This is a genomic window from Enterobacter sp. 3U4 (genome assembly GCF_057224565.1).
The window spans coordinates 3,816,212-3,829,959 of record NZ_CP136665.1; the positions used below are offsets into that span (position 1 = coordinate 3,816,212).

The following is a 13,748-nucleotide window of genomic DNA, read 5'->3' on the forward strand; positions in this document are numbered from 1 at the left end:
TGCAGATGTAAAAAAACCCGCCGAGGCGGGTTTTTTATTAGCGCATCAACGATTACTCGTTGTCGGAACCACCCAGACCTGCGTTCAGCAGTTCTGCCAGGCTCGCGGATGCATCTTCAGCAGTCACCTGCGGTGCAGCTGGCAGTTCGCCCGCAGCACGACGACGCATACGATCCTGGTGGTACGCATAACCGGTACCGGCCGGGATCAGACGACCCACGATGACGTTCTCTTTCAGACCGCGCAGTTCATCACGTTTACCTGCAACAGCGGCTTCGGTCAGGACACGAGTCGTTTCCTGGAACGATGCTGCAGAGATGAAGGACTCGGTTGCCAGAGACGCTTTGGTGATACCCAGCAGATCGCGCGAGAAGGTCGCACCGATTTTGCCGTTCGCTTCAAGTTCGCGGTTGGCGATCTTGACGCGTGAGTATTCAACCTGCTCGCCTTCCAGGAACTCGGAGCTGCCTGCGTTTTCGATGGTTGCTTTACGCAGCATCTGACGAACGATAACTTCGATGTGCTTATCGTTAATCTTAACGCCCTGCAGACGGTAAACGTCCTGCACTTCGTTGGTGATGTAACGCGTTACCGCGTGTACGCCACGAAGGCGCAGAATGTCGTGCGGCGCTTCTGGACCATCGGAAACCACGTCACCACGTTCTACACGTTCACCTTCGAACACGTTGAGCTGACGCCACTTAGGAATCATCTCTTCGTACGGTTCGCTGCCATCTACTGGAGTGATAACCAGACGGCGTTTCCCTTTGGTCTCTTTACCGAAGGAGATGATACCGCTGATTTCAGCCAGGATTGCAGGCTCTTTCGGACGACGTGCTTCGAACAGATCCGCAACGCGTGGCAGACCACCGGTGATGTCCTTGGTACCGCTGGATTCCTGTGGAATACGCGCCAGAGCATCACCCGCACCAATCTGAATACCATCTTCCAGCTGTACGATCGCTTTACCCGGCAGGAAGTACTGCGCAGGCATGTCGGTGCCCGGGATCAGAACGTCGTTACCCTGAGCATCAACGATTTTCAGTGCAGGACGCAGATCTTTACCACCGGTAGTACGTTCAGCAGAATCCAGAACCACCAGAGAAGACAGACCGGTCAGCTCGTCCGTCTGACGAGTAATGGTCTGGCCGTCGATCATGTCAGTGAAGCGGATGAAACCACTTACTTCGGTGATGACCGGCATGGTGTGTGGATCCCAGTTTGCAACGGTTTCACCGCCGGCAACCTGCTCGCCATCACCTTTCGCCATAACCGCACCGTAAGGCACTTTATAGCTCTCTTTGGTACGACCGAATTCGTCGATCAGCTTCAGCTCGGTGTTACGAGAGGTCACAACCAGCTTGCCTGCGGAGTTAACAACAGACTTCGCGTTGCTGAGCTTGATGCTACCTTTGTTTTTCACCTGGATGCTGGATTCAGCAGCCGCACGAGATGCCGCACCACCGATGTGGAACGTACGCATCGTCAGCTGTGTACCCGGCTCACCGATGGACTGTGCCGCGATAACGCCGATTGCTTCACCTTTGTTGATGATGTGGCCACGCGCCAGGTCACGACCATAGCAGTGCGCGCATACACCAAAGTCGGTGTCACAAGATACAACGGAACGTACTTTCACGGAGTCAACAGAGTTCGCTTCCAGCAGGTCACACCAGTGCTCGTGCAGCAGCGTGTTGCGTGGAACCAGAATGTCTGCAGTACCCGGCTTCAGAATGTCTTCCGCGGTAACACGACCCAGAACGCGATCGCGCAGTGGCTCTTTAACATCACCACCCTCGATAACCGGGGTCATGGTGATACCTTCGAGGGTGCCACAATCGTCTTCGGTCACAACCAGATCCTGCGCAACGTCAACCAGACGACGCGTCAGATAACCGGAGTTCGCTGTTTTCAGTGCGGTATCCGCCAGACCCTTACGAGCACCGTGCGTGGAGATGAAGTACTGGAGTACGTTCAGACCTTCACGGAAGTTCGCGGTGATTGGCGTTTCGATGATGGAGCCATCTGGCTTCGCCATCAGACCACGCATACCTGCCAGCTGACGAATCTGTGCTGCGGAACCACGCGCACCGGAGTCGGCCATCATGTAGATGCTGTTGAAGGAAACCTGCTGCTCTTCTACGCCGTCACGGTTAATCACGGTTTCGGTCTGCAGGTTATCCATCATCGCTTTGGATACACGATCGTTCGCCGCTGCCCAGATATCGATAACTTTGTTATAGCGTTCGCCCGCGGTAACCAGACCAGACTGGAACTGCTCCTGGATCTCAGCAACTTCGGCTTCCGCTTCAGAGATGATCTCGTGTTTCTTCTCTGGGATGACCATGTCATCAATACCAACAGATGCACCTGAACGCGCTGCATAAGCAAAGCCGGTATACATTGTCTGGTCAGCGAAGATAACGGTCGGCTTCAGACCCAGAATGCGGTAACAGGTGTTCAGCATTTTGGAGATCGCTTTCTTGCCCAGCGCCTGGTTGACGATGGAGAAAGGCAGACCTTTCGGTACGATCATCCACAGAATGGCACGGCCAACGGTCGTGTCTTTCAGGCTGGTTTTCGCAACGAATTCGCCGTTTTCATCTTTTTCGTATTCGGTGATACGCACTTTAACGCGCGCATGCAGAGAGGCCAGGCCAGCGCGATAAATACGCTCAGCTTCTTTCGGGCCAGTCAGCACCATGCCTTCGCCTTTGGCGTTAACACAGTCACGGGTCATGTAGTACAGACCCAATACAACGTCCTGAGAAGGAACGATAATTGGTTCACCGTTCGCTGGGGACAGGATGTTGTTGGTAGACATCATCAGCGCACGCGCTTCGAGCTGGGCTTCCAGCGTCAGCGGTACGTGAACAGCCATCTGGTCACCATCGAAGTCGGCGTTATATGCCGCACAAACCAGCGGGTGCAGCTGGATAGCTTTACCTTCGATCAGGACTGGCTCAAATGCCTGGATACCCAAACGGTGCAGGGTTGGTGCACGGTTCAGCAGTACCGGGTGTTCGCGGATCACTTCGTCCAGGATATCCCAAACGACAGCTTCTTCACGCTCAACCATTTTCTTAGCGGCTTTGATGGTGGTGGCCAGGCCACGCAGTTCCAGCTTGCCGTAGATGAACGGTTTGAACAGCTCCAGTGCCATTTTCTTCGGCAGACCGCACTGATGCAGACGCAGGTATGGACCTACGGTGATTACAGAACGACCGGAGTAGTCAACACGCTTACCGAGCAGGTTCTGACGGAAACGACCCTGTTTACCTTTGATCATGTCGGCCAAAGATTTCAGAGGACGTTTGTTAGAACCGGTGATCGCACGACCGCGACGACCGTTATCCAGCAGGGCATCTACCGCTTCCTGCAGCATACGTTTTTCGTTGCGTACGATGATGTCCGGCGCAGCCAGATCCAGCAGACGTTTCAGACGGTTGTTACGGTTGATAACGCGACGATACAGATCGTTCAGATCGGACGTTGCGAAACGACCACCATCCAGCGGAACCAGTGGACGCAGATCTGGCGGCAGAACCGGCAGAACGGTCAGGATCATCCACTCTGGTTTGTTACCAGACTGAACGAACGCTTCCAGCAGTTTGATACGCTTGGTCAGCTTTTTACGTTTGGTTTCGGAGTTGGTTTCGTTCAGCTCTTCACGCAGCTGCTCGCACTCTTGCTCCAGATCCATGCTCTTCAGCAGGGCCTGAATAGCTTCCGCACCCATCTTCGCGTCGAATTCGTCACCGAACTCTTCCAGCGCGTCCAGATACTGCTCTTCAGTCAGGATCTGATGACGTTCCAGGTTCGTCATCCCGCCTTCGATAACCACATAAGATTCGAAGTACAGAACGCGTTCGATATCGCGCAGCGGCATATCCAGCAGCAGACCGATACGGGACGGCAGAGATTTCAGGAACCAGATGTGAGCGGTCGGAGACGCCAGCTCGATGTGGCCCATGCGCTCACGACGCACTTTGGTCTGGGTCACTTCAACGCCGCACTTCTCACAGATCACACCACGGTGTTTCAGGCGCTTGTACTTACCGCACAGGCACTCGTAATCTTTTACTGGCCCGAAAATACGCGCACAGAAAAGGCCGTCACGCTCAGGTTTGAACGTACGGTAGTTGATGGTTTCCGGCTTTTTAACTTCACCGAACGACCATGAACGGATCATGTCTGGCGAAGCCAGAGCAATTTTGATCGCATCAAACTCTTCGGTTTTAGTCTGCGCTTTCAGAAACTTTAATAAATCTTTCACGGATTTGCTCCCGTCGGAGTTAGCACAATCTGGTGCCGGGGGTTAACCCGGCACCAGTGACCTGTTTGAGCGAGAATTACTCGTCTTCCAGTTCGATGTTGATACCCAGCGAACGAATCTCTTTCAACAGTACGTTGAAGGATTCTGGCATGCCTGGTTCCATCTGATGGTTGCCGTCCACGATGTTTTTATACATCTTGGTACGACCGTTCACGTCATCAGACTTAACGGTGAGCATTTCCTGCAGGGTGTATGCCGCGCCGTATGCTTCCAGCGCCCACACTTCCATCTCCCCGAAGCGCTGACCACCGAACTGTGCCTTACCACCCAGCGGCTGCTGAGTAACCAGGCTGTAAGAACCGGTAGAACGAGCGTGCATCTTGTCGTCGACCAGGTGGTTCAGTTTCAGCATGTACATGTAACCTACGGTTACCGGACGCTCGAACTGTTCACCAGTACGGCCGTCAAACAGCGTAATCTGACCAGACGTTGGCAGACCACCCAGTTGCAGCAGCTCTTTAATTTCAGCTTCTTTCGCACCGTCGAAGACTGGCGTTGCGATTGGCATACCTTTTTTCAGGTTCTCAGCCAGGCGCAGCACTTCTTCATCGCTGAAGGTATTCAGGTCGACTTTCTGACGCACGTCGGTACCCAGATCGTAGGCACGCTGGATGAATTCGCGCAGTTTCGCGACTTCTTCCTGCTGCTTCAGCATGGCGTTAATCTTGTCGCCGATACCTTTCGCAGCCATACCCAGGTGGGTTTCCAGAATCTGACCGATGTTCATACGAGACGGTACGCCCAGTGGGTTCAGTACGATATCTACCGGCGTACCGTTAGCATCGTGCGGCATATCTTCGATCGGGTTGATCTTAGAGATAACACCCTTGTTACCGTGACGACCTGCCATCTTATCACCAGGCTGGATCTGACGTTTAACAGCCAGATACACCTTAACAATCTTCAGCACGCCTGGTGCCAGATCGTCGCCCTGAGTGATTTTACGGCGTTTCGCTTCGAGTTTTTTCTCGAACTCGTGTTTCAGTTCGTCATACTGTTCAGCCAGCTGTTCCAGCTGATTTTGTTTCTCTTCGTCGGTCAGGCCCAGTTCCAGCCAGCGATCGCGTGGCAGTTTGTCGAGCTTCTCAGCTTCAACGCCACCGGCAACCAGCACCGCATAGATACGGCTGAACAGACCCGCTTCGAGGATCTGCAGTTCTTCAGACAGGTCTTTCTTAGCCTGTTTGAGCTGCATCTCTTCGATTTCCAGCGCACGCTTATCTTTCTCAACGCCGTCACGGGTGAAGACCTGAACGTCAATAACCGTACCGGAAACACCGTTTGGTACGCGCAGAGAAGAGTCTTTAACGTCAGACGCTTTCTCACCGAAGATTGCACGCAGCAGTTTCTCTTCTGGCGTCAGCTGAGTTTCACCTTTAGGTGTAACCTTACCAACCAGAATGTCGCCGCCGGTCACTTCCGCACCGATGTAAACGATACCGGATTCATCCAGTTTAGAGAGCGCAGCTTCACCCACGTTAGGGATGTCAGCGGTGATCTCTTCTGGCCCCAGCTTGGTGTCACGGGACACACACGCCAGTTCCTGAATGTGGATGGTGGTGAAACGATCTTCCTGAACCACACGCTCGGAGACGAGGATGGAGTCTTCGAAGTTGTAACCGTTCCACGGCATGAACGCTACGCGCATGTTCTGACCGAGCGCCAGTTCACCGAGGTCGGTGGACGGACCGTCTGCCAGCACGTCGCCGCGCTCAACTGGCTCACCCAGAGATACGCAAGGCATCTGGTTGATACAGGTGTTCTGGTTAGAACGGGTGTATTTGGTCAGGTTATAAATGTCGATACCTGCTTCGCCCGGATACATCTCGTCTTCGTTAACTTTGATAACGATACGGGATGCATCGACGTACTGAACAGTACCGCCACGTTTAGCAACCGCAGTAACACCGGAGTCAACGGCAACAGCACGTTCCATACCGGTACCAACCAGCGGCTTATCAGCGCGCAGAGTTGGAACGGCCTGACGTTGCATGTTCGCACCCATCAATGCACGGTTGGCGTCATCGTGTTCCAGGAACGGGATCAGGGACGCACCGACGGATACCACCTGCTGGGTGGATACGTCCATGTAGTCAACCTGGTCGCGGCTGAACAGGCTTGATTCGCCTTTGCTACGGCAGGTAACCAGATCTTCTACAAAGTGGCCTTCGTCATCCAGGTTGGAGTTCGCCTGAGCGATAACGTAGTTGCCTTCTTCAATAGCAGACAGGTAGTGAATTTCGTCGGTTACAACACCGTCAGTCACTTTACGGTACGGGGTCTCGAGGAAACCGTATTCGTTAGTCTGTGCGTACACGGACAGGGAGTTGATCAGACCGATGTTTGGACCTTCAGGCGTTTCGATTGGACATACGCGACCATAGTGCGTCGGGTGTACGTCTCGAACTTCAAAGCCTGCACGTTCACGGGTCAGACCGCCTGGGCCGAGTGCAGAGATACGACGTTTGTGCGTGATCTCAGACAGCGGGTTGTTCTGGTCCATGAACTGAGACAGCTGGCTTGAACCGAAGAACTCTTTCACTGCTGCAGAAATCGGCTTGGCGTTGATCATATCCTGAGGCATCAGGGTATCCAGATCGCCCAGAGACAGACGCTCTTTCACCGCACGCTCTACACGTACCAGGCCAACGCGGAATTGGTTTTCCGCCATTTCGCCTACGGAACGGATACGACGGTTGCCGAGGTGGTCGATATCGTCCACTTCGCCTTTACCGTTACGGATATCGATGAGCTTCTTCATCACTTCGATGATGTCGTCTTTGCTCAGGATACCGGAACCTTCGATTTCGTCACGCAGCAGAGAACGGTTGAACTTCATACGACCAACCGCGGACAGATCGTAGCGGTCTTCGGAGAAGAACAGGTTCTCGAACAGGCTTTCCGCCGCTTCGCGAGTTGGTGGCTCACCAGGACGCATCATGCGGTAAATTTCTACCAGCGCGCTCAGACGATCGGTGGTTGGGTCGACGCGAATAGTCTCAGAGATATACGCACCGTGGTCCAGATCGTTGGTGAACAGCGTTTCGATACGTTTGTGGCCAGACTGGCTCAGCTTAGCCAGCAGATCCAGGCTCAGCTCCATGTTAGCTGGGCAGATCAGCTCGCCAGTTGATTCATCAACGTAATCTTTCGCGGCTACTTTTCCTGCAATGTACTCAACCGGAACTTCGATGAGTTTGATATCATCTTTTTCCAGCTGGCGGATGTGGCGCGCGGTGATACGGCGACCTTTTTCCACATACACTTTGCCGTCGGCTTCGATGTCGAACGACGCGGTCTCACCACGCAGACGTTCCGGCACCAACTCCATCTGCAGCTTGTTGTCGCGGATTTCAAAGATCACTTTCTCAAAGAACAGGTCCAGGATCTGTTCAGTGGTGTATTGCAGCGCACGCAGAATGATGGTTGCAGGCAGCTTACGACGACGGTCAATACGGACAAACAGGTTGTCTTTCGGATCGAACTCAAAGTCCAGCCATGAACCACGGTAAGGAATGATGCGTGCGTTATACAGTACTTTACCGGAAGAGTGTGTTTTACCTTTATCGCTGTCGAAGAAGACGCCCGGGCTACGATGCAGCTGGGAAACGATAACACGCTCAGTACCGTTGATTACGAAAGTACCGTTGTCTGTCATGAGTGGAATTTCACCCATGTAGACTTCTTGTTCTTTAATGTCTTTTACGGTGCCTTCCGGCGCTTCGCGCTCGTAGATCACCAGACGCAGTTTTACGCGCAGCGGTGCGGAATAGGTCACGCCACGGATCTGACATTCCTGAACGTCAAACACCGGTTCGCCAAGGCGGTAGCTGACGTACTGCAGCTCGGAGTTACCGCTGTAGCTCTGAATCGGGAACACGGAGCGGAAGGCTGCTTCCAGACCGTACTGCCCTTCAGGATCTTGCTCGATAAACTTCTGGAACGAGTCAAGCTGGATAGAAAGGAGATATGGAATGTCCAGAACTTGTGGACGTTTACCAAAATCCTTACGAATACGTTTTTTCTCGGTATAGGAGTAAACCATAGGGTTCCTCAGCTCGCTGACAAGTCGACCCATCTGTCCGACGAAGGGACAGTTTGTGCAACACCATTTTGTGGACCGGAAAATTGAATACTTTCCGCAATACCTGTTGCTATCACGCTTAAATCATTTCGTCGCGATTTACACAGAGCGAGCACCCTGTCGCAATATATTAAGTCGTCGATAGAAACATGCATTGTCAGGACAATCAGCAGTCAAACAGTGTGAAATGCTACTGATGCCTTACAGCGCAAAAAGGCTGGTGACTAGAAAGTCACCAGCCATCAGCCTAATTACTTAGGCTGCAACCAGAAAAGTTGGCTTATTTAACTTCAACTTCAGCGCCAGCTTCTTCCAGAGATTTTTTCAGTGCTTCTGCGTCGTCTTTGCTCACGCCTTCTTTCAGCGCAGCTGGAGCAGATTCTACCAGGTCTTTAGCTTCTTTCAGACCCAGGCCAGTTGCGCCACGTACTGCTTTGATAACAGCAACTTTGTTAGCGCCAGCAGCTTTCAGAATTACGTCGAATTCAGTTTTTTCTTCAGCAGCTTCAGCCGGGCCCGCAGCTACAGCTACAGCAGCAGCAGCAGAAACACCGAATTTTTCTTCCATTGCAGAAATCAGTTCTACAACGTCCATTACGGACATAGCTGCAACTGCTTCAATGATTTGATCTTTAGTGATAGACATTTAAATTGTTCCTGAAAATCAGAATAAGTTTATACGTAAGCGAATGCTTTATAAAGATAACTGCGATTAAGCAGCTTCTTTCGCATCGCGAACAGCAGCCAGAGTGCGAACCAGTTTGCCAGCCGAAGCTTCTTTCATGGTTGCCATCAGGCGTGCAATTGCTTCTTCGTAGGTCGGCAGGGTTGCCAGGCGATCGATTTGCGATGCCGGGATCAACTCACCTTCAAAGGCTGCAGCTTTGACCTCAAATTTTGCATTCGCTTTCGCGAACTCTTTGAACAGACGAGCAGCAGCGCCCGGGTGTTCCATAGAGTATGCAATCAGGGTCGGACCAACAAACGTGTCTTTCAGGCACTCGAACTGAGTACCTTCAACTACGCGACGCAGCAGGGTGTTACGAACAACACGCATGTATACGCCAGCTTCACGACCTGCTTTACGCAGTTCAGTCATTTTGTCTACAGTAACGCCACGGGAATCCGCAACTACTGCAGACAGCGCGCCTTTGGCTACTTCGCTGACTTCAGCAACAATCGCTTGTTTGTCTTGAAGATTTAAAGCCATTAGCTTTGCTCCTGGATGTTTGCCGGAACTCATGTTCCGGAACTCACTTCACTCTCCCCAACGGAAAGAGCGTCTTAATACGGTGAGCAGAAACAAGCCAGAGTATCCAAAAATAATCTTAGCGTTCTGTCACCGTCTACGCAGGGGATTAAGTCTCTTGCGAAACACCTGCGGTCTTCGACGGAGGCCTGGATTAGGCCAGGCTCCAACGAACAAATCTTTTAGCCGCTAACTTTCGTTAGCAAACGTGGGGGTAAGATTGTAGACAAAATCACCGCCCACGTAAAGGCATTAGTTTGCAGCAGCGCTCAGGCCAGCCTGGTCAACTGCAACACCTGCACCCATGGTGGTGGAGATGCTAACTTTCTTGATGTACACGCCTTTAGCCTGAGTTGGTTTTGCTTTTTTCAGCGCAACCAGCAGAGCTTCCAGGTTTTCTTTCAGTTTGTCAGCGTCAAAGTCCACTTTACCGATGGTGGTGTGGATGATGCCGTTTTTGTCGTTACGATAACGAACCTGACCTGCTTTAGCGTTCTTAACAGCTTCAGCAACGTTAGGGGTTACAGTACCCACTTTCGGGTTTGGCATCAGGCCGCGTGGACCCAGAACCTGGCCCAGCTGGCCAACAACGCGCATTGCATCTGGAGAAGCAATAACAACGTCAAAGTTCATTTCGCCTTTCTTGATCTGATCAGCCAGATCTTCCATACCTACCAGTTCAGCGCCGGCAGCTTTAGCAGCTTCAGCGTTTGCACCCTGAGCAAATACAGCTACGCGAACGGAACGGCCAGTACCGTGTGGCAGTACAGTTGCGCCACGAACGTTCTGATCGGATTTACGCGCGTCGATGCCGAGGTTAACGGCAACGTCAACACTTTCAACGAACTTAGCAGTTGCCAGTTCTTTCAGCAGAGCGATAGCTTCGTTGATGTCGTACTGTTTGGTCGCATCAACTTTGTCACGGATCACGGACATGCGCTTGGTCAGTTTAGCCATTTCTTAGTCCTCCACTACCAGGCCCATGGAACGTGCAGTACCTTCGATTGAGCGAGTCATCGCTTCAATGTCGGCACCAGTCATGTCGGCAGCTTTGGTCTGCGCGATTTCCTGCAGCTGAGCGCGGGAAATTTTACCCACTTTGTCTTTGTTCGGTTTACCGGAACCAGACTTGATACCAGCCGCTTTCTTCAGCAGAACAGCTGCTGGAGGGGTTTTGGTAACGAAAGTGAAAGAACGGTCAGCGTAAACAGTGATTACGACTGGGATTGGCAGACCTTTTTCCAGGGATTCGGTTTTGGCGTTGAACGCTTTACAGAATTCCATGATGTTCACACCCTGCTGACCCAGAGCTGGACCAACTGGTGGACTTGGGTTCGCCATACCAGCTGCAACCTGCAGCTTGACGTAGGCTTGTACTTTCTTAGCCATTCTAAAATCCTCTGATTGGGTAATAGCGCCTCAGGGAGGCTCCCCGTGAATAAAATTCGTTTTACGGGCTGGGCCCATAAAAACAAAAGGCGCGAAATTGTATTCCAATCTCGCGCCCTGTGCAACGATTAAATCGCCGCTTTTTTGATCGCTGCTTAGGCTTTTTCGACCTGCGCAAAGTCCAGTTCTACCGGGGTCGCACGACCGAAGATAGAAACAGAAACTTTCAGGCGGGACTTCTCGTAGTCCACTTCTTCAACGACGCCATTAAAGTCAGCAAACGGACCATCGCTAACACGAACCATTTCACCCGGTTCAAACAGCGTTTTAGGACGCGGCTTATCACCCACCTGCTGCAGGCGGTTCATAATCGCATCAACTTCTTTGTCGCTGATTGGCGCCGGACGGTCAGAGGTGCCGCCGATAAAGCCCATCACGCGCGGTACGCTGCGCACCAGGTGCCAGCTCGCGTCGTTCATCACCATCTGAACCAGCACGTAACCCGGGAAGAATTTACGCTCGCTTTTGCGACGTTGGCCGCCACGGATCTCAACCACTTCTTCGGTCGGAACCATAACTTCGCCAAATAACTCTTCCATGTTGTGTAATTTGATATGCTCACGCAGCGACGTTGCTACGCGGCCTTCAAAACCGGAAAACGCCTGAACGACGTACCAACGCTTTTTAGGGGCTTCAGACATCTTAGAACCTCAGGCCAGTAATAAAGGAAACCAGGCGAACCAGAATACCATCCAGTCCCCACAGGATCAGTGACATTACCGCAGTTACTGCTGCCACGATCAGCGTGGTGTGCAGTGTTTCCTGGCGAGTCGGCCAAATGACCTTGCGGACTTCGGTACGCGCTTCACGTGCAAAAGCAACGGTTGCTTTACCTTTAGTCGTCAACAGCGCGACACCGCCCGCTGCAGCAATCAGAATCACCACTGCCAGCGCGCGGAGCGGCAGCATCATGTCACGATAAAGATAGTTGCCAACGATTGCCACAATCAGCAGCACGGCAACAGCGACCCACTTCATCGCTTCCAGGCCGCGCCCGCTCCCTTGAGCTTCGGTATTCGCACTCATAAACCAACCTGTCAGAAGAATTCTACAAATAATTTCACCCCGCGATTGCGAGGCGAGCCAAATCGAAATAATCCCTTTATGGATTATACGCTCTCTGCAGAGCCTGTCTCAGCAATGATTATGACAAAAATAATCACTGATGAGCCAGGTTCTGATGTGAAAGCGTGCAAAAAGGGCATCAAATGATGCCCTTTTCATGCGCATTGCGTCAAATGTTATCAGCGATTAGCCGAGAACTTTAGCAACCACGCCCGCGCCAACGGTACGGCCACCTTCACGGATTGCGAAACGCAGACCGTCGTCCATCGCGATTGGGTGGATCAGAGTCACAACCATCTTGATGTTGTCGCCTGGCATTACCATCTCAACGCCTTCTGGCAGTTCGATGGTACCGGTCACGTCAGTTGTACGGAAGTAGAACTGTGGACGGTAGCCTTTGAAGAACGGAGTATGACGGCCGCCTTCGTCTTTGGACAGGATGTACACTTCAGATTCGAACTTGGTGTGTGGCTTGATAGAGCCTGGCTTCGCCAGTACCTGACCACGTTCGATTTCTTCACGTTTGATACCACGCAGCAGAACACCAACGTTCTCACCAGCACGGCCTTCGTCCAGCAGTTTGCGGAACATTTCAACGCCAGTACAGGTAGACTTAGCAGTCTCTTTGATACCAACGATTTCAACTTCTTCGCCAACTTTGATGATACCGCGCTCTACACGACCGGTAACAACGGTACCACGACCGGAGATGGAGAATACGTCTTCGATTGGCAGCAGGAATGGCTTGTCAATCGCACGCTCTGGTTCTGGGATGTAAGAATCCAGGAAGCCAGCCAGTTCGATGATTTTCGCTTCCCACTCTGCGTCGCCTTCCAGCGCTTTCAGAGCAGAACCACGAACGATTGGGGTATCGTCGCCTGGGAAATCGTACTGAGACAGCAGTTCACGAACTTCCATCTCTACCAGTTCCAGCAGCTCTTCGTCATCAACCATGTCGCATTTGTTCAGGAACACGATGATGAAAGGAACGCCTACCTGACGACCCAGCAGGATGTGCTCACGAGTCTGAGGCATTGGGCCGTCAGTCGCAGCAACAACCAGGATCGCGCCGTCCATCTGCGCAGCACCGGTGATCATGTTTTTAACATAGTCGGCGTGGCCTGGGCAGTCTACGTGTGCGTAGTGGCGAGTCGGGGTGTCATATTCAACGTGAGAGGTGTTGATGGTGATACCACGAGCTTTTTCTTCTGGTGCGTTATCGATCTGGTCGAATGCACGAGCAGAACCACCGTAGGTTTTTGCCAGAACGGTAGTGATTGCAGCGGTCAGCGTTGTTTTACCATGGTCAACGTGGCCGATAGTACCGACGTTAACGTGCGGTTTTGTACGTTCAAACTTTTCTTTAGACATCGATTGTCCCTCTAAGACACGGATAAATCGGTGATATCACCACATCAACCAGGCGAAATGCCTGAATTGTTGAATACAGTAAAATTGAAACAGAGAGAAACGGGAAGGAGAAGTGAAGTGGTGCTGATACCCAGAGTCGAACTGGGGACCTCACCCTTACCAAGGGTGCGCTCTACCAACTGAGCCATATCAGC

The 13,748-nt window shown here is 52.3% G+C and carries 9 protein-coding genes and 1 tRNA gene; all 10 read right to left on the minus strand.

Annotation, left to right across the window (positions count from 1 at the left end):
- Positions 1-52 precede the first annotated feature (52 nt).
- The gene (rpoC, locus tag RVY89_RS18200) at positions 53-4,276 is read right to left on the minus strand and encodes a DNA-directed RNA polymerase subunit beta' (protein ID WP_023309968.1); all 4,224 of its coding nucleotides are present in this window, start codon (positions 4,274-4,276) and stop codon (positions 53-55) included.
- A 76-nt stretch (positions 4,277-4,352) separates the two neighbouring features.
- Positions 4,353-8,381 (minus strand): DNA-directed RNA polymerase subunit beta, encoded by a 4,029-nt coding sequence (rpoB, locus tag RVY89_RS18205; protein ID WP_023334099.1) that lies wholly within the window; start codon positions 8,379-8,381, stop codon positions 4,353-4,355.
- A gap of 319 nt (positions 8,382-8,700) precedes the next feature.
- Entirely contained in the window at positions 8,701-9,066 is a 366-nt protein-coding gene (gene rplL / locus RVY89_RS18210; RefSeq protein WP_006176746.1) for a 50S ribosomal protein L7/L12, read from the minus strand.
- A 66-nt stretch (positions 9,067-9,132) separates the two neighbouring features.
- Complete coding sequence (rplJ, locus tag RVY89_RS18215) at positions 9,133-9,630, minus strand: 50S ribosomal protein L10 (RefSeq protein ID WP_001207203.1); 498 nt, start codon at positions 9,628-9,630, stop codon at positions 9,133-9,135.
- Between the two features lie 291 nt (positions 9,631-9,921).
- On the minus strand, positions 9,922-10,626 hold the full coding sequence (gene rplA, locus RVY89_RS18220) for a 50S ribosomal protein L1 (protein WP_006810530.1): 705 nt from the start codon (positions 10,624-10,626) through the stop codon (positions 9,922-9,924).
- Positions 10,627-10,629: 3 nt separating this feature from the next.
- Positions 10,630-11,058 (minus strand): 50S ribosomal protein L11, encoded by a 429-nt coding sequence (gene rplK, locus RVY89_RS18225; protein WP_008503452.1) that lies wholly within the window; start codon positions 11,056-11,058, stop codon positions 10,630-10,632.
- A gap of 155 nt (positions 11,059-11,213) precedes the next feature.
- Positions 11,214-11,759, minus strand: coding sequence for a transcription termination/antitermination protein NusG (gene nusG, locus RVY89_RS18230; protein ID WP_002438628.1), 546 nt, complete (start codon positions 11,757-11,759; stop codon positions 11,214-11,216).
- Position 11,760: 1 nt separating this feature from the next.
- Positions 11,761-12,144 carry a preprotein translocase subunit SecE gene (gene secE, locus RVY89_RS18235; RefSeq protein ID WP_014068449.1) on the minus strand — a complete coding sequence of 128 codons (384 nt, stop codon included), beginning with the start codon at positions 12,142-12,144 and terminating at the stop codon, positions 11,761-11,763.
- 225 nt (positions 12,145-12,369) lie between these two features.
- Positions 12,370-13,554, minus strand: coding sequence for an elongation factor Tu (tuf, locus tag RVY89_RS18240; RefSeq protein WP_023309456.1), 1,185 nt, complete (start codon positions 13,552-13,554; stop codon positions 12,370-12,372).
- 118 nt (positions 13,555-13,672) lie between these two features.
- Positions 13,673-13,748: transfer RNA gene (locus RVY89_RS18245), tRNA-Thr, on the minus strand.